General features: G+C 58.9%; 22 protein-coding genes. 8 read left to right on the top strand and 14 right to left on the bottom strand.

What is annotated here, in order from left to right; genetic code table 11:
* The first annotated feature begins 91 nt into the window (after positions 1-91).
* Complete coding sequence (locus JFT91_RS07120; RefSeq protein ID WP_201231929.1) at positions 92-1,288, top strand: AAA family ATPase; 1,197 nt, start codon at positions 92-94, stop codon at positions 1,286-1,288.
* A 111-nt stretch (positions 1,289-1,399) separates the two neighbouring features.
* Here the strand turns inward: JFT91_RS07120 and JFT91_RS07115 are convergent, their stop codons facing one another.
* The 10 genes from JFT91_RS07115 to JFT91_RS07070 form a co-directional block, all read right to left on the bottom strand.
* The gene (locus tag JFT91_RS07115) at positions 1,400-2,281 is read right to left on the bottom strand and encodes a transporter substrate-binding domain-containing protein (RefSeq protein WP_201231928.1); all 882 of its coding nucleotides are present in this window, start codon (positions 2,279-2,281) and stop codon (positions 1,400-1,402) included.
* Positions 2,278-3,060 (bottom strand): amino acid ABC transporter ATP-binding protein, encoded by a 783-nt coding sequence (locus JFT91_RS07110; protein ID WP_201231927.1) that lies wholly within the window; start codon positions 3,058-3,060, stop codon positions 2,278-2,280. Before JFT91_RS07110 ends, JFT91_RS07115 begins: the two co-directional genes overlap by 4 nt.
* Positions 3,057-3,716, bottom strand: coding sequence for an amino acid ABC transporter permease (locus JFT91_RS07105; RefSeq protein WP_201231926.1), 660 nt, complete (start codon positions 3,714-3,716; stop codon positions 3,057-3,059). The genes JFT91_RS07110 and JFT91_RS07105 overlap by 4 nt, the downstream gene beginning before the upstream one ends.
* Positions 3,697-4,362 (bottom strand): amino acid ABC transporter permease, encoded by a 666-nt coding sequence (locus JFT91_RS07100; protein WP_201231925.1) that lies wholly within the window; start codon positions 4,360-4,362, stop codon positions 3,697-3,699. The genes JFT91_RS07105 and JFT91_RS07100 overlap by 20 nt, the downstream gene beginning before the upstream one ends.
* Positions 4,363-5,066: 704 nt before the next feature.
* Positions 5,067-5,864, bottom strand: coding sequence for a MetQ/NlpA family ABC transporter substrate-binding protein (locus tag JFT91_RS07095; RefSeq protein ID WP_201229807.1), 798 nt, complete (start codon positions 5,862-5,864; stop codon positions 5,067-5,069).
* A gap of 167 nt (positions 5,865-6,031) precedes the next feature.
* Positions 6,032-6,964, bottom strand: a complete 933-nt coding sequence (locus tag JFT91_RS07090; protein WP_201229805.1) for a sigma 54-interacting transcriptional regulator — start codon at positions 6,962-6,964, stop codon at positions 6,032-6,034.
* A gap of 55 nt (positions 6,965-7,019) precedes the next feature.
* The gene (locus JFT91_RS07085) at positions 7,020-7,601 is read right to left on the bottom strand and encodes an alpha/beta hydrolase (protein ID WP_095047070.1); all 582 of its coding nucleotides are present in this window, start codon (positions 7,599-7,601) and stop codon (positions 7,020-7,022) included.
* Positions 7,602-7,863: 262 nt separating this feature from the next.
* Positions 7,864-8,265, bottom strand: a complete 402-nt coding sequence (locus JFT91_RS07080) for an ExbD/TolR family protein (RefSeq protein ID WP_003220570.1) — start codon at positions 8,263-8,265, stop codon at positions 7,864-7,866.
* Position 8,266: 1 nt separating this feature from the next.
* Positions 8,267-8,992, bottom strand: coding sequence for a MotA/TolQ/ExbB proton channel family protein (locus JFT91_RS07075; protein ID WP_201231924.1), 726 nt, complete (start codon positions 8,990-8,992; stop codon positions 8,267-8,269).
* 45 nt (positions 8,993-9,037) lie between these two features.
* Positions 9,038-9,853, bottom strand: a complete 816-nt coding sequence (locus JFT91_RS07070) for an energy transducer TonB (RefSeq protein ID WP_201231923.1) — start codon at positions 9,851-9,853, stop codon at positions 9,038-9,040.
* Positions 9,854-10,208: 355 nt separating this feature from the next.
* On the opposite strand from JFT91_RS07070, the gene JFT91_RS07065 reads away from it, so the two are divergent.
* On the top strand, positions 10,209-10,520 hold the full coding sequence (locus JFT91_RS07065) for a hypothetical protein (RefSeq protein WP_201231922.1): 312 nt from the start codon (positions 10,209-10,211) through the stop codon (positions 10,518-10,520).
* 133 nt (positions 10,521-10,653) lie between these two features.
* On the opposite strand, the gene JFT91_RS07060 is transcribed toward JFT91_RS07065, so the two are convergent.
* Positions 10,654-11,997, bottom strand: coding sequence for an aryl-sulfate sulfotransferase (locus tag JFT91_RS07060; RefSeq protein WP_201231920.1), 1,344 nt, complete (start codon positions 11,995-11,997; stop codon positions 10,654-10,656).
* A gap of 23 nt (positions 11,998-12,020) precedes the next feature.
* Positions 12,021-14,381: a TonB-dependent receptor gene (locus JFT91_RS07055; RefSeq protein ID WP_201231919.1), complete on the bottom strand. Its 2,361-nt coding sequence runs from the start codon at positions 14,379-14,381 to the stop codon at positions 12,021-12,023.
* Between the two features lie 165 nt (positions 14,382-14,546).
* Between JFT91_RS07055 and JFT91_RS07050 the strand changes: the two genes are divergently transcribed.
* Positions 14,547-15,491, top strand: a complete 945-nt coding sequence (locus tag JFT91_RS07050) for a LysR family transcriptional regulator (protein ID WP_201229797.1) — start codon at positions 14,547-14,549, stop codon at positions 15,489-15,491.
* A gap of 213 nt (positions 15,492-15,704) precedes the next feature.
* Positions 15,705-17,321 (top strand): alkaline phosphatase family protein, encoded by a 1,617-nt coding sequence (locus tag JFT91_RS07045; RefSeq protein ID WP_201231918.1) that lies wholly within the window; start codon positions 15,705-15,707, stop codon positions 17,319-17,321.
* A 107-nt stretch (positions 17,322-17,428) separates the two neighbouring features.
* On the opposite strand, the gene JFT91_RS07040 is transcribed toward JFT91_RS07045, so the two are convergent.
* Positions 17,429-18,349, bottom strand: a complete 921-nt coding sequence (locus JFT91_RS07040) for a TauD/TfdA dioxygenase family protein (RefSeq protein WP_201231917.1) — start codon at positions 18,347-18,349, stop codon at positions 17,429-17,431.
* A 181-nt stretch (positions 18,350-18,530) separates the two neighbouring features.
* Between JFT91_RS07040 and JFT91_RS07035 the strand changes: the two genes are divergently transcribed.
* A complete protein-coding gene (locus JFT91_RS07035; RefSeq protein ID WP_201231915.1) occupies positions 18,531-19,451 on the top strand; it encodes a LysR family transcriptional regulator in 921 nt (306 codons plus the stop codon).
* A 96-nt stretch (positions 19,452-19,547) separates the two neighbouring features.
* Here the strand turns inward: JFT91_RS07035 and JFT91_RS07030 are convergent, their stop codons facing one another.
* A complete protein-coding gene (locus JFT91_RS07030; RefSeq protein ID WP_201231914.1) occupies positions 19,548-20,561 on the bottom strand; it encodes an ABC transporter substrate-binding protein in 1,014 nt (337 codons plus the stop codon).
* Between the two features lie 393 nt (positions 20,562-20,954).
* Here JFT91_RS07030 and JFT91_RS07025 point away from each other — a divergent pair, with 393 nt between their 5' ends.
* From JFT91_RS07025 to JFT91_RS07015, 3 genes are read left to right on the top strand one after another with little or no spacing between them, the layout of a single operon-like run.
* Positions 20,955-22,553, top strand: a complete 1,599-nt coding sequence (locus JFT91_RS07025; protein WP_201231913.1) for an ABC transporter permease — start codon at positions 20,955-20,957, stop codon at positions 22,551-22,553.
* Positions 22,550-23,365 (top strand): ABC transporter ATP-binding protein, encoded by an 816-nt coding sequence (locus JFT91_RS07020; RefSeq protein ID WP_008080052.1) that lies wholly within the window; start codon positions 22,550-22,552, stop codon positions 23,363-23,365. Before JFT91_RS07025 ends, JFT91_RS07020 begins: the two co-directional genes overlap by 4 nt.
* A gap of 14 nt (positions 23,366-23,379) precedes the next feature.
* The gene (locus JFT91_RS07015) at positions 23,380-24,990 is read left to right on the top strand and encodes an arylsulfatase (RefSeq protein ID WP_201229785.1); all 1,611 of its coding nucleotides are present in this window, start codon (positions 23,380-23,382) and stop codon (positions 24,988-24,990) included.
* Positions 24,991-25,043: the final 53 nt, after the last annotated feature.

The raw sequence follows: 25,043 nt of genomic DNA, 5'->3' as shown, positions 1-25,043 counted from the left end.
GCAGGCTGCGATCTTTGCTTTTAAAGCTCAAGATCAAAAGATCGCAGCCTGCGGCAGCTCCTACAATGGTCGCCTCAAGAGAAGGAATTTCATGCTCAAGACCCTCGCGGTGGCCAATTACCGCTCGATCAATAAATTGGTGATTCCGCTGGGCCGTCTGAACCTGATCACCGGCCCCAACGGCAGTGGCAAGTCCAACCTCTACCGCGCCTTGCGCCTGTTGGCCGAGACCGCGCAGGGCGGCGTGGTCAATGCGCTGGCCCGTGAGGGCGGGCTGGATTCGACGTTCTGGGCCGGCCCGGAAACCATCAGCCGGCGCATGCGCACCGGCGAAGTGGCGATCGAGCCGAGCGTGCGTCAAGGCGTGAAGCGTTTGCGCCTGGGGTTTGCCGGGGAGGATTTCAGCTACTCGATCAGCCTCGGCCTGCCCGATTCCAACGGACATTTCATGCTGCCTGAGCATTCACGGCCAATCCCTTCGCGCTTCAGCCTCGACCCGCAGATCAAGCGCGAATGCATCTGGGCAGGGCCGCACTACCGTCCGGCCAGCCTGTTGGTGGATCGAAACGGGCCGATGATCCGCGCTCGCGAAGGTCGTAAATGGGACGTACTGGCTCAACACACGCCAAATTTCGACAGCCTGTTCGACCAGGTCGGCAGCCTGCGCAGCTCCCCCGAAGTGTTCCAGATGCGCGAATTCATTCGCCGCTGGCGCTTCTATGACCACTTTCGCAGCGACGCCGAGGCACCAGCGCGGCAACCACAACTGGGCACGCGTACGCCGGTGTTGCATCACGATGGCCGCGATCTGGCGGCGGCGTTGCAGACGATCATCGAGATCGGCGATCCCGAAGCATTGCAGACAGCGATCAGCGATGCGTTCCCCGGCGCTCGGCTGCGTATCGAGCCTCAGTCTGGCGGACGTTTTGCCATCGAGTTTTATCAGGAAGGCTTGTTGCGCCCGTTATCGGCGGCAGAACTGTCGGACGGGACATTGCGCTATCTGTTGCTGATCGCAGCACTGCTGACGCCACGACCACCGTCCCTGATGGTGCTGAACGAGCCGGAAACCAGCCTGCACCCGGATTTGCTGCCGGCGTTGGCGCGCTTGATTATTCGTGCATCGGAGCAGTGTCAGGTGTGGGTGGTGTCGCATGCGCGGCGACTGATTTCGGCGTTACAGGAAGACTCCGAATGCAATTGCATCGTCCTGGAAAAAACGCTTGGGCAAACCGGGATTGTCGGGCAGCGAGTGCTGGATGAGCCGGCGTGGCATTGGCCGGATTGAGCGGTGCTTCAAGAATTCGCGAGCAGGCTCGCTCCCACATTAGATCGCGTACAACTGTGGGAGCGAGCCTGCTCGCGAAGGCAATTTCAGAGTCACCTCTGAATCAAGGGATCACCCCTGCCACTTGCCACCCTCAACAATCACGCTCTCAGGCTGGGTGTCATCGCTCAGTTCCTTACGCACATATTGGTCGTACAGCTTGAGCAGGTACTTCTCTTCACCCAGCTTGGCCAACTCGGTATTTACCCAGTCACGCAGCTCGACGTTGCCCTTCTTCACCGCCGGCGCAATCGGCGCTTCGGCCCCAAGCTTTTCATCCAGCACACGATAGCCCGGGTTCTGCTTGGCCCAGCTGAACAGCACCAGATTGTCCTGTGCATAAGCATCGCCACGGCCGTTGGCCAAGGCTTGCAGCGACTCGGAGTTTTTCTCGAACTTGAGCAGTTTCCAGTCCGGGTGATTCTTGGTCAGCCAGATATCGGCAGTGGTGCCGGTGGTAACGATGGTGGTGCGGGTCGCCAGATCATCAAGGTTTTTCACCGCGCTGTTCTGCGGCACCAGTGCCTGTACCGCGACTTTCAGATTCGGGTTGGTGAACTCAACCGCTTCCTTGCGCTCCGGGGTCACGGTCATGTTGGCGAGGATCAGATCGACCTTGTCGCTTTGCAGAAACGGAATGCGGCTCGCCGGTTCCACCGCAACGAATTCGACTTTGTTCTCGTCGCCGAGCAGATCCTTGGCGAAACGCCGGCCGATGTCAGTATCGAAACCCACGTAGCGCCCGGCCTCGTCAACAAAACCAAATGGCGGCTTATCGGTGAAGACACCGACGATCAGTTTGTCGCGGGCCTTGATCTTGTCCAGGTAACCGGCTGGTGCAGTGCTTTCGCTGGCGACTTTCGGCTTGGCCGGTTCTTCGGATTTGTTGCAACCGGCCAGCAGTGCGAGGCCGAGCAGCGGCAGTAAAAACAGACTTGATTTGGCAGTTTTCATAGCAGTTCCAGTTCCTTTTTTGGATTCGTTTCGGGCAGTGTTGCAACGAAGGAGAACTTCTCCAGAAACTGCTGCGCGCGTGCGGTTTGCGGGTTCGTAAAGAAAATCTCGGGCGGGTTCTGTTCAAGGATGCGCCCGGCGTCCATGAACACAATGCGATCGGCCACCGCGCGGGCGAAGGCCATTTCGTGGGTGACGATCAGCAGGGTCATGCCCTCGCGGGCCAGGCCCTGAATAACCTGCAAAACTTCCTTGACCATTTCCGGGTCGAGGGCGGCGGTCACTTCGTCGAAGAGCATCACGCGCGGGTTCATGCACAACGAACGGACGATGGCGATGCGTTGCTGTTGGCCACCGGAGAGCTGCCGAGGGAAGGCATCACGCTTGTCCGCCAGACCGACGCGTTCGAGCAACGCTTCGGCTTGCTGCTGGGCCTCACGACGCTGGCGCTTCTGCACCTTGAGCGGGCCAAGCAGCAAATTGTCGAGCACACTCATGTGCGGGAACAGGTGATAGCTCTGGAACACCATGCCGATCTGCTGGCGGATGTCGCGCCAGTCGGTGGCCTTGTTCAATAGTTCGCGCCCGGCAAATTTCAAGCTGCCGCTTTGGGCTTCTTCGAGGCCGTTGAGGCAACGCAGCAACGTGCTTTTGCCGCAACCGCTGGGGCCGAGGATGACGATCACTTCGCCGGACTTCACCGTCAGGTCGACGCCATTGAGCACCTGCTGCTCGCCGTAGAATTTGTTGAAGCCGTGAAACTCGATCAATGCGCTCATGCTTGCGTCCAGCGCCGCTCCAGCACGCGCGAGGCGGCCGACAGCGGGTAGCAGATGAAAAAGAAAAACAGAAACAGCACACCGTAGATCAACACCGATTCGTAGGTGCGTTCGATGATCTGCTGGCCGACCTTGATCACATCGACCACGCCGATCAGCACCGCCAGCGAGCTGGTCTTGATGATCCGCGTGTAGACGTTGATGGTCGGCGGGGTCATGCGCTTCAGCGCTTGCGGCAGCAGCACGTAGCCGTAGAGTTGCACGGCGTTCAGACCAATCGACAGACCCGCCTCACGCTGGCCGCGCGGCAACGAATGCAGCGCACCGCGCGCCACTTCACCGACCTCGCTGGCACCCCACAACGACAACACCAGCACCGCGCACCAGAAACTCGGAATGCTCAGGCCGAAGAAAATCGGCAGGCCGAAAAACAGCAGGTACAGCCAGACCAGCACCGGAATTGCCCGGAACAGCTCCAGATACACCCGCAAAATCGCGTTCAGCCATGTCACGTTGAGCGTGCGCAATACACCGTAGAGCACGCCACCGACGGTGCTGATGGCAATGCTCAGGAACGAGATCGACAAGGTCTGCCCGGCACCTTTGACCAATTGCGGCAACGACACCCAGAGTAATTCAAGACCCGAACTGGCCATGCTGGAGCCTCCTTTCCAGACGACTGAGCAGCAGCGACAGCGGCAAGAACAACAGCACGCAGATCAGCGTCAGTACGGCGAGCATTTCGTAGGTTTTGTAGTAGAGCGCGATGTAGCTTTTGGTCGTGTAGAGGATTTCCGGCACTGCGACCGCCGAGACCACAGTGGTTTCCTTGAGCAGGAAAATGAAATTGGCAAACAGCGATGGCAGGCTGAGGATCCCCGCTTGCGGGAGGATCACGTAGCGCAGCAACTGGCCGTGAGACAGGCCGATGGAACGCCCCGACTCCAGTTGCGCCTGCGGCACCGCATCGACGCCGGCACGCAGCACTTCGGTGAGGTAAGCGCCGCCGAGGAAGGTCATGGTGATGATTGCGGCAGTGAAGCCGGAGACCTGAATCCCCACTGCCGGTAAGGCGAAATAGACGAAGAACAGCTGGATCAGCAGCGGCGTATTACGCGCCAGCTCCACGTACAAGCCGACCATTTTTTGCAGGTAAGGCGTGCGGAACACCAGAATCGTCGCATTGAGCAATGCCACCAGCAGCGAAGTGCCAATGGCGATGAATCCAACCTGCAGCGTCACGCCCACGGCTTTGAGAAACGCCGGCAGAGTGCTGAGAATAAAAGCGTAATCGAAGGTCATGCAGCGTCCTGACGTCGCTCGGTAAACGACGGTGGTGCAGTCCATGGACAGCGGATGGCTGTCCGGCAAGCAGCGACTTTATAGGTATAAAAACAAGAATTTAAATACCGTTAAAGCATATTGATATCACCCAAAAAACTATCCTGCGGGTTTGCCGGGAAGGAAGAAGAAGGCTATTTTCCTTTGCGCTGTAGGAAGGATCTTTTTTTCATCCAGACCCTCCAAGGACGAACAGCTTTTGGCCAGACTCCCCCGGCCGAACCATGACAAGGAAGAACAAAATGGACGTAAAAGTGCCGCAGCGACTGGATCCGCAGGACATTGTGAAATTGCTCGTAGCGTTGAGGCGGGCGTTGAAGGCTCAGGTGGCCTGAGCTACCCGCATCAAGATCAAAGATCGCAGCCTTCGGCAGCTCCTACAGGGGAATATGGTCACTGTAGGATCTGCCGAAGGCTGCGATCTTTGCTTCTGGCTTTTGCTTTTGTGGCGAGGGATTTATCCCCGATGGGCTGCGAAGCGGCCCCAAATATCGGATGACAGATGAACCGTGTGGACTGGTTTTACGACTGCTGTGCAGCCGATCGGGGATAAATCCCCTCGCCACAATGCTTCTGAACAGCCGAACCGTGTACACAAAAACGCCGATGACCATCACTGGCCATCGGCGTTTTCATACCTTGAAGGGGTGTGAAGCGGGGTCAGATCAGAACGCCGGCAGTACCGCGCCGTTGTATTTCTTCTCGATGAACGCTTTGACTTCCGGGCTGGTCAGGGCTTTGGCCAGTTTCTGGATAGCGTCGCTGTTCTTGTTGTCCTCACGGGCAACGAGGAAGTTCACGTAAGGCGAATCAGCACCTTCGATCACCAGCGCATCCTTGGTCGGATTCAGTTTGGCTTCCAGCGCGTAGTTGGTGTTGATCATGTCCAGATCAACTTCCTTGAGAACGCGCGGCAGCAGCGCCGATTCGAGTTCCTTGAACTTGAAGTTGTGCGGGTTCTTGGCGATGTCTTTCGGGGTCGCCAGAGCGTTTTTCGGATCTTTCAGTTCGATCAGGCCAGCCTTCTGCAGCAGGATCAGGGCACGGCCGCTGTTGCTGCCTTCGTTCGGGATGGCGATGGTTGCGCCGTCCGGCAGTTCAGCCAGGGTTTTGTATTTGCTCGAATAGCCGCCGAACGGTTCAATGTGCACGCCTTGCACGGTCACCAGATACTTGGCTTTGTCGTCCTTGTACTTACCGGCGTTGAAGCTGTTCAGGTACGGTTCGGTCTGGAAGTAGTTGGCGTCCAGGCGCTTCTCGCCCACCTGTACGTTCGGCTGAACGTAGTCGGTGAAGACTTTGATTTCCAGATCCACGCCTTCTTTGGCGAGGGTCGGTTTGATCAGCTCAAGGATTTCAGCATGCGGAACCGGGGTCGCGGCAACCACCAGTTTCTCGCCAGCGTTGGCCAGGGAAGCAGTCAGAGCAGCCGCCAATGCGGTAAACAACAGAACCTTTTTCATGCAGTGTCCTTATCGAAAATCACGGTCGTCATCGACGACGGCATTAATACGTGTGCCAGTGAAGTGATATCGCTGGCGTGGGTCGGACAATACCGGGATTTTTTATTCCAGGACAATAACGTTTATTCACGTTGATATTCCATTTTGTTCATACAGGACAAAATGGCTCAAAGCGCCTGACTCAGGTTAATCAGCAGCTCTTTCAACGCTTTACGCTCATCGACGCTACCGCCGATGTTGGTTTGCCTGACCAGCCTTTCGATCTGAACCTGCGGCCCAGACGCATCGGGAAGGTTTAGATGCTCCGGCAAAATCTCGTCTCCGGTGCTCACCAGTAAGGCAAAGTGAATGACGTTTTCCAGCTCGCGAGTGTTGCCCGGCCAGCTGTGCTGCTCAAGTACATGCTGCGCCGCCTCGCTGATGAGCGGCACCGGCAGATCAAGACGCTGGCTATAGATGCCGAGGAAATACTCGGCCAGCGACAGGATATCGCCGGTACGCGCGCGCAACGCCGGCAACTCGAGATGCCCTTCGCTGAGATAGTGATAAAGCCGCTCATGGAATTTCCCGGCGTCCACCGCTTGTGCCAGATCGATGCTGGTGGCCGCGACCAGGCGCACATCCACCGGGCTCGGCTGATGCGCCCCCACGCGAGTGACTTCATGATTTTCCAGAGCGGCGAGCAATTTGATCTGAATCGGCAACGGCAAATCGCCGATTTCATCCAGGTACAGGGTGCCGCCGTTAGCCGAACCGAACCACCCCGCGCGACTGCTGGCCGAGCCGCTGAACGTGCCGGCGGCGTAGCCAAACAGTTCGGCATCGGCGTAGGTCGGGCTGATCGCGCCGCAATTGACCGAGACGAAAAGACCGCTGCGATCACTGGCGCGATGGATATGGCGGGCGAGCAATTCTTTACCGGTGCCGGTCTCGCCACGGATCAATACCGAGATCGAGCGCGGGGCCAATTGCTCCAGTTCTTCACGCAACTGCCGTGAACGCGGGTCGACAAACACCAGCGCCTTGGCGCGAATGCTCAGAGGGCTTTTTTCCGCATCGGGAAAGGTCAGCAACGGCTGACCGAAAGTTTCAAAACTCATGGCAGACTCCCGCCCAAAACCGCCGGGAGACGGGGGCGATCAAAGAAAAAACAAATCAGGCGCGGCGGCGGGCGTGGTGTTCCATACGGTTTTGCAGGCGATAGAGATAGGCAAAACCCTGCTCCCAACGCTGATGCCCGGACTTCACGTTGATGTGTCCGGCACCGGCGAGAATCCCCGCCTCGGCGCCCCAGTTACGCGCCAGCTCCAAGGCTCGCGGCGCACTGACGGCGGCGTCGTTGTCGGAGCTGACCACCTGGCTCGGAAACGGTAATAAATCAGTCGGAATCGGCGCGAAATTGCGCAGTGCCGGCGCGCACGCCGGACGCTCGACATCTGCGGGTGCGACCAGCAAGGCGCCGCGTACCTGACGCAGGTACTGCAAGGGCGCAGTGGCCGCCCAATGGGCAACGGTGATGCAGCCCAAGCTGTGCGCGATGAGGATGACCGGCGTGCTGTCGGCGGCAATTGCCTCGGCCAGCGCGGCGACCCAATCCTCACGGCGCGGCGTCAGCCAATCGGCCTGCTCGACCCGCGCGCTGTTCGGCAGGCTGTTCTGCCAGTGGCTTTGCCAATGATCTTCTGGCGATCCTTGCCAGCCCGGCACAATCAGGTAGCGAATTGATTCGTTGCGCATGGGGGAGCTCTCCTGCATGTCTGTTCCTGATCGAGTATAGGGAGAGGATTTATATTCGTTAAGGAATAAGAAGCTATTTATTAAGACCCAAATTGCATATTACTTCTTTGTGCGGGAGCTACCGAAGGCTGCGATCTTTTGATCCTGAATCTTTAAAAGCAAAAGATCGCAGCCTGCGGCAGCTCCTACACAGGAGAATTTCCGAAATAAAAAAAGGGCCGCACCCTGCCAAGGAGACGGCCCCGGAAAAACGTAAATTCTGTTAACGCGCGGTGATCACCGACAACTTGGTAATCCCCGCCCGCTCAATCGAGGCCATGGCGCGCGCCACTTCGCCGTAATTCACCCCATCATCCGCCTGCAATTGCACGCGCACTTCCGGGTCCTTGGCCTTGGCCGATTTCAGGTTGAATTCCAGCAAGTCCGGCTGAATTTCGTCCTTGTTGATAAACAGTTTGCCGGCGCCATCAATGCTCACCACCAGCGGATCCTTCTGCTCGACCGGCGCCACCGCCTCAGTCTTCGGCAGGTTGATCGGGATCGCATTGGTCAGCAGGGGTGCGGTGACGATAAACACCACCAGCAACACCAGCATCACGTCCACCAGCGGTGTCACGTTGATCTCGCTGAGTACCTCATCGCTGTCTTGCGTGGAGAAGGCCATATCAGGACGCCTCCTTCACTTTTGTCGCGTTGCCCGGCGCGGCGACTTTGTTTGCCGCCGGATGAATCAGCACGCGGAATGCACTCTTCTGCGCCAGGCTGTAGAAGTCGTGGGCGAAGTCATCCAGATCGGCGGCCGTCAGTTTCAGACGACGCAAAAAGTAGTTGTAAACCAGCACCGCCGGTACCGCGACGGCGATACCCACACCCGTTGCAACCAGTGCCGCACCAATCGGACCGGCGACCGTTTCCAGGCTCGCCGAACCTGCCGCGCTGATGCCCTTCAACGCTTCCATGATTCCCCACACCGTGCCGAACAAGCCAATGAACGGCGACGTACTGCCGATACTTGCAACCACCGCCAATCCTGTCTCCAGCGAACGGCGCTCGCGGACGATCTGCTGTCGCAACGCGCGCTCCAGTCGATCCTGATGGTTGATCGCCTGGCTCAAATCATTGGCCTGCGGCGCCTCGCCGACTTGAATCGCCGCGTAACCGGCCTGTGCCACCCGGGCCGCAGCGCCGGGCTGGGTTTCACTCAACTCGGCGGCAGAATCCAGACTCGACGCCGCCCAGAAGCGTTTATGAAAACGGCGATCCTGCGCCTTCAGACGACCGAACTGCACAGCCTTGAGCAGAGCCAGGCCCCATGTGGCGACGGAGAAAACCACCAGCAGCCAGATCACCGCGCTTTCGATGGATTCCAGTGGAGATGCCAGTAACGTCATGATGTATTCCCTCGTGTAAACATTTCGCGCGAATTTGGTTTCGGTTTAATGAATCTTGAAATCGATGGGCACGCTGACCCAGCCGTCCTGGGCGACATCACCCTGCTTGGCCGGCACGAAGCTCCAACGCTTGACGGCACTGAGCGCCGCGTCGTCGAGCTGTTGCCGGCCACTGCTTTTCTGAATCTGAATCTCACCCGGTTTGCCGCTGGCCAGTACATGCACCCGCAACAACACCGTGCCTTCCCAACCGCGACGCTGAGCCAGTGACGGATATTCCGGCGCCGGGTTTTTCAGGTACGCGGCATTGGCCGAGGCCGGAGTGACCGGTGCAGGCGCTGGCGGTGCAGGTGGCGCAGGCGCGGCGGCCGGAGCGGCTGGTTGTGGTGGTGCGGGTGGTTGCTCGACATCTTTCGGCGCCGGTTTCGGAACCGGTTTAGCCACAGGCTTCGGCTTGGGTTTCGGAATCGGTTTCGGTGGCGGCGGCTTCACGGCCAATTCGTCTTCTACCGGCGGCGGAGGCTCGACCACAGGTGCGGGCGGTGGCGGCTCGACAACCGGCGGCGCGGGTGGCGCCGGACGTGAAAACTCGATGGTCATCGGTGGAATTTCCGGCGGCACGATCGGCAGCGTCGGCGTCGGCTGCTGGTTGATCCAGTAGATCACCGCGCCATGCGCCAACAACGCCAACACGCCGAGCAAAATTGTCTCGCGCCGACTCAGAATGCCTTTGGGTGCGCGCTGCAAACGCAACTGCCCCAACGGCACACGATGGGGCCGGCCGAGATCGACCAATTCGCCACTCGGCGTCTGACGCCACAGCAATTCCTCTGCGCTGGCGGCGGTCTGGACATTGCCCATTGATTCACTCCCTGCGGTCTTTTTTGCGTTCTCTTTACCAAGCAGTCGTTCGCCGTTTGTTGAAGCCCCCACCGCGATCGATGGGTGAATCATTGGGCTAGACGCTTATCTCCGAAAGTAATCTTTAACGTTATGAATAGATGATTTAGAAATATTAAAATTGATCGTTTTTCGCAAACCCTTGTCTATCAAGGCCTGTAGCCAAGCAGGCAAAAAACGATGCTTTTCAAGCATTGAAAATATTCGCCCAAGGTATGGGCTGGATACATCCTCACTTACAACAATCACGTTGCGTGAGGCGTCGCGAGCGCTTTAGATCGCTGCTGCATTATCAATCGACTCAGGAAGAGTAAATATGCAATTTGGAAAATGGACACTGATCTATATGGCGCTATTGTTGGCACCTTTATCACTCGCCACAGCTGCTTCCGAGGCAGTGAATCCGATTGAATTGGAAGTAAGAAACAAAACCAGCTTTCCTATTTATGTGTTTCAAGGAAAGTGGCGTGCCGTGGTCCTCCCTGAGGATCGCTTTCAAGCCAAAGACTACAAAGCGTCGGCCTTGACCATTTCAACTTCGACGCCTGAAGCCGGGTTCAAATTTGTAACGCTCAGTCAGGAAAAAGGCTGTAAAGCACAAACCTGTATTTTGATCACGGGCAACTGATCTTCTGAAAAACTGAAGAACCATGAGCAAGTACTGCGCATAAAAAAGAGCCGCCAGACCTTATAAGGACGTGGCAGCTCTTTTTGCGTAACACCCATATTTTTTGAAGAATTTTCCTTGATTCATTATTCAACTATCGACTGGCGTTGGTCTGCGGCAGGCCCGCCACCGGTGCAATCACAGCGGTTTCGGAGCGCGGCGTACCCTGCGGCACCCAGTCATAACTCACAGGTAACGCGCGATACACCCAGTTGCTGATGGCATCGCTGCCCGGGGCTTTGCCCAGGTAGGGGCTGACGTACTCCCAGACGTTTTCACCGCTGGCCGTGACCTGGAAAAACCGTCCGTTCATGCCTTCGTCGATTAGCGTGTTGCCGTTCGGCAAACGCCGCGCGCTGCTGATGAACGAGCTGTAAAACGCCCACCCCGGCTGTTTCGAATTGGCCGCGCTGTACTGCCAGACGATCTGGTTTTTCACCGGATCGATTTCCAGTACTCGCGAGCCGGAAATCAGCCCCAGCGTGACGTTCGGATACCCTGCCGAGCCCTGGTTATCGAACACCAGCACATTGCCGGCGCCGGGCAGTCCGGCGGGGATGATGTGCGCGTCGTGCTGGCCGACAAACTGATCCACTGGACGCGGTAATGTCCGGGGCGCTTTTGGATTGATCAGTGGCAGATTCGGCCCCAGTCGCCAGACCACTTTGCCGCTGTTTTTATCGATGATTGCGATGAAGTTGGCGTTGCGTGAATCAAACAACAGGTTGTCCGGGTTGAAGCGTTTATCACCGGCATCGAACCATTTGTTCGGCCCGACCACACTGAGGTTGTTGATGTGCAGGTAATCCGCATCCTCACTCGCCCGCACCAGCTTCAGTTGCTCTGGCGTGAAGCCGAATTCGTTGAGGTGCTCCGACGCCAGCCATTGCCATTTCACCGCACCGTCGGGGCTAACCTCATAAATCGCATCGTCGATGACCTCGGGCACTTTGAAGCCTTTGACCGTGTGCACCTTGTTCGCCAGGACCACGGTGTTGCCATTGCTCAAGCGGCGCTGATCATGATGCTGTTGCGCCGCACCACCGGGCGCCTTGTCGCCCCATTGCCAGACGACCTTGCCGTTCCAGTCGAGCTCGCCGACGCTTTGATTGCCCAGGCCATTACCGGCCGAACCAAGCTTGCCCGGATCCTTGTCGCTCAATTGCAGCAACACATGACCGCGCTCACCACCGACCAGTTTCGGGTCGATGATCGCTGATGGAAAACCTGCCTGCGGCCAGGTTTTCACCTCGTTGCCGTTCATGTCGATCAGGTGCGTCTGCTTGTCGGCACCACTGAAAATCACGTACTGATTGAACGCCTTGTTCGGGTCATAACGAGTGACACCGGTCGGATAAACGCTGGGCGCGGCGAAGGCGCCGGTGCCCAATACCGCGCCGGACAGCAACACCGGTAAAGCTGTTTTGATGCGCAACATGATGCAGCTCCTTGAATGTCGAATCAGAAGTCGTAGCGGCCGGTGACGCCGAGGGTTCGCGGGGTGCCGAGCAGGCCTTCATAGCCGCCGTTGCCGCCCGTCCACAGGGTTGTGTAATAGGTTTTGTCGAAGGCGTTTTTCAGCCACAGCGAGATGTCCCATTGGCCCTGGTTGAAGTCGCCGCGCAGGCCGGTAGAGAGGTTGACCACCGCGTAGCTCGGGATCTGGCCGTAATCGGAATCCTCGACCGTGCCCACGGCTTTTGAGCGGAACGCGTAGCTGGCGGTAACGTACGGTTCGAAGCCGTTATCCAGATTCCATTTGTATTCGCCGTTGGCGTTGCCGATCCATTTCGAGGCACCGACCACTTGATGACCACTGAGGTCGCAAGAAGCTGGCGCGCCCGGTGCCTGGCTGACTTCTGGCGGGCAAGGCGCATCTTTGTAAGAGAGATAACTGACGTCGTTGTAAGAGCCGTTGAAGTTCAGCGTGAGGCCGCGCAGCGGGATCACAGTGCTTTCGAACTCAACACCGCGCGAGCGCACGGAACCGGCGTTGGTCAGGTATTGCACGCGGTTGACGTCGTCGTAGGCGTTAGTCTGATACGCGTTGACCTGAGTCCAGAACACGTTGGCATTGAGCTGCAAACGGTGGTCCCACAGGGTGCTTTTGAAACCGAGTTCGGCGTTATTGGCGCGCTCGGTACCGATCAGCAGCGAGTCGGCGCCCGCAGTAGGTGCAGAGCCGACCGCAAGGTTGACCCCGCCGGATTTCTCGCCGTGGGAAAGCGTCGCATAGCCAAGCACATCGTCGGTGATTCGATAGCTGAGGTTGAGCAAGCCGGAAGGACTGGAACTGTATTGGTTCAAATCACCGGAATCGTAGGCGCCGGTACGCCCGCGTCGTGCGGTCGCTGCGGCGCCGGTGACAGCCGCGCCACCGACCGGCGCATTCCGCGTCACCCAGGCGCTTTTCTCTTCATAGGTGCCGCGCACGCCCGCGGTGAAATCCAGCCGCTCAGTGAGGTGCCAGGTGCCTTGGGCGAACAACGCAAAACTGTCGGTCTTGATGTGGCCGTTACCGACGCTGTCGACATTGGCCAGCGCACCGCGCGGCGTGCCGTTCCAGATGTCGGCCTGGGGGCCGTAATAGGCGAAGGATTTGTTGTCCAGGTCGTTGCCGAAGTAGTACGCGCCCACCACGTAATCGAAGAACTCGCCCTTGGGCGAGGCCAGGCGAAATTCCTGCGAATACTGTTTGTCTTCCACCGATACACCGGCGTTGTAGCTCGCCGGCACGTTGAGACCATCATCGTTTTTCGGGGTGAAATTCCAGAACCGATACGAGCTGATCGAGGTCAGGGTGAAGTCACTCGGCAATGTCCAATTGGCCTCAACCGACGTACCGCCCTGATGCACGGTGACGTGCTGGTCGTTGTCCAGGTTGACCTTGCGGTGCGAACCGTTGACCAGCGTCGCGCCGGCAGCGGCCGCGCGGGCCGAGTAGAGATTGACGCCATTGATGGTCGGCCCGGTGTTGTACAACACGCGGGTGCCGGCGCTGGAATCCTCTTCGTTGTAGTCGCCGATCCAGCGCAGGTTGAAGTCTTCGTTGGGCTTGAACAGCAACTGCGCGCGGAAACCTTCGCGCGAACCGCCGTTGAGGTCGTGGCCGTTGTATTCGTTTTTGATGTCGCCGTCGCTGCGCGTGCGATAAGCCGAAAAATGTCCGGCCAACTCATCGTTCAACGGCCCGGAAATCGTGCCCTTGGTTTGAAAGTAGCCGTCCTCGCCGACCGATGTTTCGATGCTGCGTTCAGGTGTGAATGTCGGCGCGCGGGTACTGATGTTGATCACCCCGGCGGTGGTGTTTTTGCCGAACAGCGTGCCCTGCGGCCCGCGCAGGACTTCGAGCTGTTCGATGTCCATCAGGTCGAACACCGCCATCCCCGGACGGCCCAGATACACGTTGTCGATGTACAAACCGACGCTGCCTTCCAGGCCGTCACTGGCCGGGTTGTTGCCCAAACCACGGATCGACACGCTGGACTGCCGTGCGTGCATGTAAGCGACGTTGACGCTGGGCACCAGTTGCTGCAAATCCTGAATGCGATAGACGCGTTGCGTTTCCAGATTCTGGCCGCTGACCACGCTCATGGGCGTCGGCACATCTTGCGAGCTTTCCTCACGTCGGCGGGTGGTGACCGTCACGGTTTCCAGTTGCGAACTGTTGGCCGCAGGCTTGCCGGTCGGCACTGGCGCCGGGGTTTCGGATTCGGCGGCATAGCTGTGAGTCCAGCTGGCGCTCCCCGCCAGCAACAGGGCCAGGGGCAGGCGTTTGAGCCGTCGTGGCGTTAGGGGTGACGCAAGGTTCAACGGACTCATGGCGCGGCTCCTGGTCAAAAAACACACAGACATCGTCAGCGCTGCATATTCTTTTAAGTTATTTATTTATGGATTTACAAATATTTACTGCATAAGAGATTGCCTTTATAAGGAGTCGACCTAATGCATATCCAATGCATTTCCCGGATATTTTTTATGTGAAAAATGCATATCGACTTGCGTCAACTTCGTCACTTCATCGCCTTGGCTGAACAACGCAGCTTCGTCGCTGGCGCGCAGGCGGTGAACCTGTCGCAGTCGGCGTTCAGCCGCAGCATTCAAGCGCTTGAACACAGCGTCGGCTGTCAGTTGGTCGACCGTGGGCGCAAGGAATTACCGCCGACCAAACAAGGCCAGGTGCTGCTCGAACATGCGCGGCGATTGGTCAGCGGTGCGCAGCAGATGGCCAACGAAATCAGCCAGTTCAACGGGCTGGAGGCGGGGGAATTACGCTTCGGTTGTGGGCCGGCGCCAGCCGCAGGATTGATCCCGCGCGCAATCGGCAGCTTTATCGGTCGCTACCCGAAGGCGCGGGTGCAGTTTCAGGTCGAAGACTGGCAGAGTCTGAGCAAGCGACTGCTCAGCGAGGAGTTCGAATTCTTTGTCGCCGACACCCGGCATTTCGAGGCAGATCCGGATTACCACACGCATCGCTTGCGACCGCGCAAATGGCATTTCTGCTGCCGCGCCGGGCATCCGTTGGCGGCTTTTGATCGAGTCACCGCCGAGCAATTGATGAGCTATCCGCTGGCGGTGAGCATTCGCCCGCCGAACCTGCGCAAGGTCATCGTCGACCTTAGCGGGCGACCGGATTTCACGCCGAATGTGGAGTGCGAAAACAGTTCGAGTTTGCTCAGCGTGGTGCTGCGTTCGGATGCGATCGGGATCGTCGGGGCGTATTCGGATGCGTTGCACCAGGCCAAGGGTGAGTTGGTGTGTTTGCGCATTGAAGGATTGGCGGATGATCTTGAGGAGTTGTACACGCGCTATGGGATTGTCAGTCGCGCGGGGTATCGGTTGTCACCGTTGGCGGAGGCGATGATTGAGCAGATCAAAGCGATTGATGCGGTGGATGAGGAAGTCTGTTCGCTGGAGAATCTGGCTGTCTGATCTACCGCTATCGCTGGCAAGCCAGCTCCCACAGGATGTGCGTCTGGCAAAAATAATGTGTTCAACCGGGACTTGTGGGAGCGGGCTTGCCAGCGATGGCGTCAGCCCAGGCACCGATGCATTCCCTGCATAAAACCCAGTCTCCAAATGCACTTGCCGAACACCCCCAGCGAAAGCGAAAACCCTCACCTGTCTCTCTGACCGGTGAACCCCATGTCCCATCCTGAAAAACCCGTGCGCAACGTGCTGTACATCATGTGCGATCAACTGCGCCGCGATTACCTGTCCTGCTACGGCCACCCGCATCTGCACACGCCGAATATCGATCGTCTGGCCGCCGCCGGCGTGCGTTTCAGCCGCGCCTATACCCAAGGCACGATCTGCGGCCCGTCGCGGATGTCGGCCTACACCGGGCGCTATGTCAGCAGCCATCAGGTAGCGTGGAACGCCGTGCCGTTGCCGCTGGAAGAGCTGACCATTGGCGATTACCTGCGCCCTCACGGTATTCGTACCGCGCTGGTCGGCAAGACCCACGCGACAGCGAATATCGATGCCTTGCAGCGGCTGGCGATCAACCCCGATAGCGAACAAGCCGAAATCCTCAACGAAGTCGGTTTCGAACCGTACTTTCGTCATGACGGCATCTTTCCCGATGACCCGTTATTCGACGAAAAACGCGAATCCGCGCCTTACACCCATTACCTGCGCGAGCACGGTTTCGACGGCAAAAACCCCTGGCACGACTGGGCCAACGCCGCCGAAGGCGAGAACGGAGAAATCCTCAGCGGCTGGCAAATGCGTCATGCGAATTTGCCAGCACGAATTCCCGAGCAACACTCAGAGACTGTCTACACTACAAATCGAGCCATCGACTTCATCACCGAGCAAGGCGAGAAATCCTGGTGTTTACACCTTTCCTATATCAAACCGCACTGGCCCTACATCGTACCGGCGCCATACCACGCCTTGTACAGTACGAAATCGATTCTCGAAGCGGTCCGCGCGACGTCCTCCGAAGCCAGCAAACACCCCGTATACACTGCCTTTCGCCAGCATGAGGAAAGCCTCAACTTCTCCCGTGATTCAGTACGATTGACTGTAATCCCCACCTACATGGGTCTGATCAAGCAAGTGGATGATCAGCTCGGGTGTTTGTTTGATTTTCTGCAGAGCAATGGCCGTTGGGATGACACGCTGATCGTGTTCACCAGCGATCACGGCGACTTCCTGGGTGATCACTGGCTCGGCGAGAAGGAGTTTTTGCTGGAGCAGGCGGTGGGCGTGCCGTTGATCGTCCGCGATCCTCGGGCGGCGGCGGACATTACGCGCGGCACCGTAGAGGATCGACTGGCGGAAACCATCGATGCGTTGCCGACATTCCTTGAAGCATTGGGGCTGCCAGACGCGGCACATCGGCTTGAGGGGCGCTCCCTGATTCCACTTTTGCACGGAGAAAATCCGGACTGGCGCCGCTATGCAATCAGCGAATACGACTACGCCTTCCAGGCGCCGGCACGTGAGCGTCTGGGTCAGCCGATCGACCGTTGCCGAATGACCATGGTGCGCAGCGAACGCTGGAAATATTTGGCGTACGACGGCTTTCGGCCGCAGTTGTTTGATCTGCTGAATGATCCGCAGGAGCTGCGTGATCTGGGTGATGACCCGGAATTCGCAGCGGTGCGCGAGGAGCATGCGGGGCATTTGTTCGAGTGGGTTCGCGGGTTGAAACGGCGCACCACGATCAGTCATCAGGAGATAGATTTGCGGGGGCAGCGCTTTCGTTACGGTGAGCCGGAAACCGAGAAAGTGGTTCAGATCGGCGTGTGGTAGTTAAAAGCATCGCTGGCAAGCCAGCTCCCACAGGGTTTGTGTTTTACACATCCATTGTGTTCAACACTTTCCACTGTGGGAGCTGGCTTGCCAGCGATGGGGTCAGATCAGACGCCGCCGATATCAGGGCCTTTAATGGTCTGGCTACGCTGCCCCGAAACCCCGACCGGCACTTCACCTTTCAACGTCACCCGACGCACCACGCGATCCTGCGTACCGTAATCATCAATCGCGTAATGCTGCGTCGAACGGTTATCCCAGATCGCCACATCACCTGCCTGCCAGCGCCAGCGCACGGTGTTTTCCTGGCGGATCACATGGCTCTGCAACAGCCCGAACAGATGCGCCGAATCCGCCTGCGAATAACCTTTGATGCGCTTGACGAAATGCCCGAGCAGCAAGCTCTTCTCGCCGCTGATCGGGTGCACGCGCACTACCGGGTGCTCGGTTTCGTAAACGGTCGAAGTGAAGACCTTGCGATAGCGCTCAAGCTTCTCTGCGGAGACGTCCGGCTTGGCGCTGGCGTAGTCGTATTCGTTGCTGTGCACGGCGACCAGTTTGTCAGCCAGCTCACGCAGCTCGGCCGGCAAGCCGTTATAAGCCGTCGCGGTATTGGCCCACAGGGTATCGCCGCCGTACGCCGGGGCCACCACCGAACGCAGGATCGAGGCTTTCGGGTAAGCGTCGACGAAGGTCACGTCGGTGTGCCAGGAATTGGCGCGCTGACCTTCAGCGCCGTCCAGTTCGAGCAAATAACGCGTGCCTTCGCGCGATGGCACGGTCGGGTGCGCCACTGGCTCACCGAGCAAATGCGCGAAAGCCTCCTGACGCTGATCGTCGAGCTGGGTCTGCTCGCGGAAGAATACGACCTTGTACTGAACCAGCGCCTGCTGAATGGCTTCGACAGTGGCAGCGTCCAGTTCACCGGACAGGTGCACACCACGAATTTCGGCGCCGATACGACCGGCCACCGGATGAATATCCAGCACGTGGACAGCGGGTTTTACAGCGAGTGCGGCATTGCTCATGGGTAGACCCTCATCGACTGCTTGCGGTTGGACGGCAGCGAAACAACGCTCTATCTATATTCCATTTACATCTAATAGATATTCACATGCTTCGTTGACGGAATAAGAGCTTGCATTTAAAACCTCTAGCAACCCTCGTCGCAAATGCCTTCGAGCTATTTTTAGGATGCCGGAAAAGCATATGGATCTTCGCCAGTTGCGTTACTTAATCGCCCTTAACGAACACCGCAGTTTTGTCCGTGCGGCGGACGCGATGGGCATCACTCAACCGGCGTTCAGCCGCAGCATTCAAGGGCTGGAGCAGGAGTTCGGCTGCGTGCTGGTGGATCGTGGCAACAAGGATTTGCGCCCGACGCCGGAAGGCCAGGTGGTGCTGCAACACGCCCTCAGCCTGGTGCAGGGCGCGGCGTTGCTCAGTGCCGAAGTGACGCAGATGACCAAGCTCGATGCCGGCGAAGTGCACTTCGGCTGCGGCCCGGCGCCGGCGGTGAAATTGGTCCCGGATGCGGTGGCGCAATTCATCAACGCTCACCCGAAAGTGCGTACCTGTTTTCAGGTGGATAACTGGGAAAAACTCAGCCGCGCACTGAGCCGTGAAGAGATCGAATTCTTCATCGCCGACATCCGCCATTTCGAAGCCGATCCGAATTTCCAGACTCAGGCGCTGACGCCCAAACGCGGGGTGTTTTTCTGCCGGCCGGGGCATCCGTTGCTGGCCAAGGAGAGCCTGTCGACCAACGACATGTTCGACTACCCGTTGGCGACCACGCTGATCCCGCCGGGCATTCGCAAATTGCTGGCAAACCTCAGCGGGCGCATCGATTTTTCCCCGACCATCGAGACCGAGCATTTTCCGGCGCTGGTGAAAGTGGTGCTGCAATCGAATGCGATTGGCGTGGGTACGGAAGAGGCGTTTGTCGAGGACATCGCCAAGGGTTCGCTGGTGTTGTTGCACTGGCGCAATCTGCCGCAGAACCTGGAGAGCATGAACGCGCGTTGCGGGATTGTCAGTCGCACCGGGTATCGGCTGTCGCCGGCGGCGCGGGCGATGATTGAGACGCTGGTGGCGGTGGATAAACAGGAAGTCAGCGTCGCCGTTTGAAGACGCCTTCGCGAGCAGGCTCGCTCCCACAGGGAAATGCATTCCAACTGTGGGAGCGAGCCTGCTCGCGAAGACGCCAGATCAGCCGCCAGAGATTCAGAGCTTGGCCGCTGCCAACTCAGGAGCCACCCAATCGTTGACCTTGAACGGCTTGCGAATCAGCTTCTGCTGCGCCGCCAGATCTACCTTGTCCTGCAAGCTGCCAAGGAACACCGGATCCAGCGTCGACGGGAACACGTCGCTCAACTTCTGATCTTTCAGATCTTCGGTGAGGATCACCGGCGGATAACTCGCCAGCCCGGACACCAGTTGCACGTAAGCGTCCTTGTTGCTGTCCTGCGTCAACCACTCAACGGCTTGCTGCTGCGCCTTGAGCAATTTCGCCACTGCCTCCGGGTGCGCATCGACAAATTTGCCAGTGCCCACCAGCACCGACTGCACACTGCCCGCACCACCGAGATCCCTGGTGTTAAGCGGCAACTCCGCCAGGCCCTTGGTCTGCAAAGCGGCCAAACCGGAACTGCCCCACGACGCATCGATCTGCTTGGCTGCCAGCGCGGCGGTCGCCCCGGTGAAGTCGAGGTTGATGACCTTCAGATCCTTCTCGCTCAGACCCTGACTGGCCAGCGCTGCATCGAACGACAGTTGCGTCGCGGTGCCACGGAAGATCGCCACACGTTTGCCTTTGAGATCCTGCAAGGTCTTGATTCCGGAACCCGGCACCACGCCCAGATACTGCTTCACCCCGCGCGCACTGGCGCTTAACAGCCGCGTATCGAGCCCGTTGGATTTACCGATGATTGCCGCCAGATCGCCCAGGTACGCCAGATCGACCTGACCATTGGCGAATGCCTCGTTGATCACCGGGCCCGCCCCTTTGAAGAAATTCCACTGGATCTTGATGCCTTGATCAGCGAAGGCTTTTTCGAAGATCTGCTGATCGCGCAGCACGTCGACCACGCCGCCGCCACTGTGTTGAGTGCCGGCGCTCAGGTCGGGCACGGCGATCCTGATTTCCTTGAGTTCGTCGGCGTGAGCGGTGAACGCCAGCAAGCCCGCCAGCGCAGGAGCGGCAAACAGGCTGAAAACGCGTTTGAAGGGAAGGTTCATGGGTGGGGCTCCTTGATCACGACAGGCGTTGAAGAGCCGAAAGTAGGCTGAACGAGCACCTTCGCTTAAATACTATAAACGCACATTTTTATATCTTTTAACGCTAAGCAAGCAGCCACGGGGCTCGCAGCGGCGTATGCATTAACAGCATGGAAAATATTCTCCGAATGCATTGGATGCGTGTGGGCCAGAAGCCTTAAATGGCGTGGCTTATTTCCAAATATATAAATAAACAGAATCCATATAACTATTTGTTTGAATTTAATACCGCTAAAGATCGCAGCCTTCGGCAGCTCCTACAGGGGTGAACTCACGGACGCGCCCCCTGTAGGAGCTGTCGAAGACTGCGATCTTTTGATCTTGATCGATCCAACCCGACAACGGAGGTCACCCATGGCCCGTCAATCCCTGCTCAGCCTGCCGCTGCCGGCGCCGCCGCTGAAAAGTCGGCGCACCTGGCCCAGCATCAATAAACGCGTGTTGCCCTGGCTGCTGCCGCTGAGCCTGTTTGCCCTGTGGTGGCTGGCCGCGCGCAATGCCTGGATGAGCGAACAGATCCTGCCCGCGCCATCACTGGTGTGGAACAGCGCCGTCGAGCTGGCGCATGGCGAGCTGTGGAGTCATTTGTGGATCAGCCTGCAACGGTTGTTCTGGGGGCTGCTTGCAGGGATTTCGGCAGGGGCGATTCTGGGTGCAGCGCTGGGTTTCAGTACTCGTCTGGAACGCCTGATCTTTCCGACGTTTGCCGGACTGTCGCAGGTGCCGACGCTGGCGTGGATTCCGTTATTCATGGTGTTTTTCGGCATCGGTGAAGTGCTGAAACTGGTGGTGCTGATCAAAGCCATCGTGGTGCCCGTGACGCTGCACACACTGATCGGCGTTCGCGACGCCCAACCGAAACTGCGCGAAGCCGCCGCCGTATTGCGCCTGCCGCCACACCTGCTGATTCGACGATTGGTCTTGCCCGCCGCTCTCCCCGCGTTCATGGCCGGCGTGCGTCTGGCGCTGGCGGCTGGCTGGACTTCGTTGCTCGCGGTCGAGCTGCTCGCCTCCAGTGAAGGCATCGGTTACCTGATGGTCTGGGCACGCCAGTTGTTCATGCTCGACATTGTCTTCGTGTGCATCGTGGTCATCGGCTTGATCGGCGTGGCGATGGATCGCGGCATCGGTTTGCTGGACAAGAAACTGGTGCACTGGCCGCACCCGGCCACTGCCGAAATTCGTCGCGGCCCGCGCTATCAAGGCTGGCAGCGTTTGCAACCGTGGCTGCTGCCGCTGAGCTTGCTGGCGCTGTGGCAATTGGCGAACGAACAGCAGTGGGTCGACGCGAATATTCTGGTCAGTCCGCTGGCCGTTTTAACTACTGCATGGGACGGTCTGCTCGACGGCAGCCTGATCAGCGGCATGGCCCTCAGCCTGGGCCGCACCCTCGGTGGTTTGCTGTTGGGTGGCGGGCTCGGTTTCGCCCTCGGTTTGCTGCTGGGCCTGTCGCACATCAGCGAACGCCTGCTCGGCCCAACCCTTGCGGCAATCCGCCAGATCGCAATCTTCGCCTGGGTGCCGTTGCTCACCGCCTGGTTCGGCCTCGGTGAACTGGCCAAGTGGGTATTCGTCGCTCTCGCCGCGTTCTTTCCGCTGTTCATCGCCACCCAACGCAGCGTCGCCAACCTCTCGCCACAACTCAACGAAGCCGCACAAGTGCTGCGCCTGAGCCTCGGCCAACGGCTGCGCCGACTGGTGCTGCCGGGCGCGGCGCCAGGGATTTTCGCCGGGCTGCGCTTGAGCCTGATCTACGCCTGGCTCGGCACCATTGGCGCCGAATATTTCATGCCGTCCAACGGCGGCATCGGCAGCCAGATGATCGGCGCGCAACAACTGCTGCGCATGGATTTGATCATGGCCTGCATGCTTTTCGTCGGCCTCACCGGCGCCCTGCTCAACCTCATTGGCCAACGCCTGGAAATTCGCGCGACCCGCTGGAGACACGCATGAACGCACCCATTGTCAGCTTCAACCACGTAGGCAAATCCTTCGACGTCGACGGTTTCGAACTGGAGGCGATTCGCGAATTCAACCTGGACATTGCCGAAGGTGAATTCGTCGCCATCGTCGGTTCCAGCGGCTGCGGCAAATCGACGTTGCTGCGCTTGCTGGTCGGTCTCGACACGCAGTTTCGCGGGCAGATTACCGTGGACGGCAAAGCCGTCAGCGGCATTGGCGGCGAGCGCGGCATCGTCTTTCAGGAACACCGTTTATTCCCGTGGCTGACCGTCGCCGACAACATCGGCCTCGGTCTGGTCAATGAGCCGTTGAGCGCCGCGCAGAAGCAACAGCGGATCAACGATTTCATCGATCTGGTCGGCTTGCGTGACTTCACTCGCGCTTATCCGCACCAGCTCTCCGGCGGCATGGCGCAGCGTGTGGCGATTGCTCGCGGCCTGGTTGCCAGCCCAAGAATTCTGCTGCTCGACGAACCCTTTGGTGCGCTCGACGCGCTTACCCGTCAGCAGATGCAGGACGAGCTGCTGGCGATCCGCGCCCGCGCGAAAATCACCACCATCCTGGTCACCCACGACGTCGAAGAAGCGATTTTTCTCGCCGACCGTGTGGTGGTGATGGAGCCGCGTCCGGGGCGAATCAAGCAAGTGGTCGACATCGCCCTGCCGCACCCACGCCAGCGCAGCAGTTTCGATTTCCATCAGTTGCGTGAAGAGCTATTGCACGAACTGACCAGCGACGACCATTACCAACCGAGCGTGCCGGTACAGATCCGCGATCTGCCGCTGACGTTCATTGCCTGCTGAACAGGAGTTTTGCGATGCCGCAACGTCCCAATTTTCTGGTAATTCTGGCCGACGATCTCGGCTTCTCCGACCTCGGTGCGTTCGGCGGCGAAATCGCCACGCCGCACCTTGATGCGCTGGCCAATAACGGCTTGCGCCTGACGGACTTTCACACCGCACCGACCTGCTCGCCGACGCGCTCAATGCTGCTGACCGGCACCGACCACCACATCGCCGGCATCGGCACCATGGCCGAAACGCTGACGCCGGAGCTGATCGGCAAACCGGGTTACGAGGGTTACCTCAACGATCGCGTCGTCGCGCTGCCCGAATTGCTGCGTGAAGCCGGTTACCAGACGCTGATGAGCGGCAAGTGGCACTTGGGCCTGACCGCAGAGCTGGCGCCGCACGCGCGGGGTTTCGAGCGTTCGTTCTCGCTGTTGCCCGGCGCAGCCAACCACTATGGATTTGAGCCCACCTACGATGAGCAGACCCCGGGCCTGCTGAAATCCACGCCGGCGCTGTACATCGAAGACGACACTTTCATCGACGAATTGCCCAAGGATTTCTATTCCTCCGACGCCTTCGGCGACAAGTTGCTGCAGTACCTCAAGGAGCGTGACCAGACCCGGCCATTCTTCGCCTACCTGCCGTTCTCCGCGCCGCATTGGCCATTGCAGGCGCCGGCTGACCTCGTCGAGAAGTACCGTGGCCGCTATGACGCAGGCCCGGAAGTGCTGCGCCTGGAACGCCTGGAAAAACTCAAAGCCCTGGGCCTGATCGAGCCGGACGTCGAGCCGCATCCGCTGATTCAACTGACCCAGCAGTGGGATGCGTTGAGCGAGGAACAAAAACAGATTTCCGCGCGGGCGATGGAGGTCTACGCGGCGATGGTCGAGCGCATGGACTGGAACATCGGCCGGGTCGTCGAGTACCTGCGCCAGCAGGGGCAACTCGACAATACGTTCATCCTGTTCATGTCCGACAACGGTGCCGAGGGCGCGCTGCTTGAAGCGTTCCCCAAGTTTGGTCCGGAGTTGGTGGCGTACCTCAGTCAGCATTACGACAACAGCCTGGACAACATCGGCCGGGCCAATTCCTATGTCTGGTACGGGCCGAACTGGGCGCAGGTGGCGACTGCGCCATCGCGCTTGTTCAAGGCGTTTACCACCGAAGGCGGGATTCGCGTGCCGGCGCTGCTGCACTATCCGCAGTTGGCGATCAAAGGGCAGATCAGCCATGGCTTCGGCACGGTGATGGACATCACCCCGACCATTCTCGACCTGGCCGGCGTACGTCATCCGGGCAAGCAGTGGCACGGCAAACCGGTGGCGCCGTTGCGGGGTAAATCTTGGTTGGGCTTCTTGTCCGGCGAGACGGCGCAAGTGCATGACGAGCATACCGTGACGGGGTGGGAGTTGTTCGGGCGGCGGGCGATTCGTCAGGGCTCGTGGAAAGCGGTGTGGATCCCTGGGCCGGTAGGGCCGGCGACGTGGCAGCTTTATGATTTGAGCAGTGATCCGGGGGAGATTCATGATCTGGCGTTGAGTCAGCCGGACAAGCTCAGCACGCTGATCGGGCATTGGCAGCAGTATGTCGAGGAAACCGGGGTGATCCTGAGTGCTTCGCCGTTCCAGCCGGATTGAGGTTGCCTGAGGTTTAGCTATCGCGAGCCTGCTCGCGATGAGGCCCGTGCAGC

This window comes from Pseudomonas sp. TH08 (assembly GCF_016651275.1).
GTDB lineage: Bacteria > Pseudomonadota > Gammaproteobacteria > Pseudomonadales > Pseudomonadaceae > Aquipseudomonas.
Note: the sequence above shows the minus strand (reverse complement) of the source record. Positions and strands in the feature narration are given on the sequence as shown.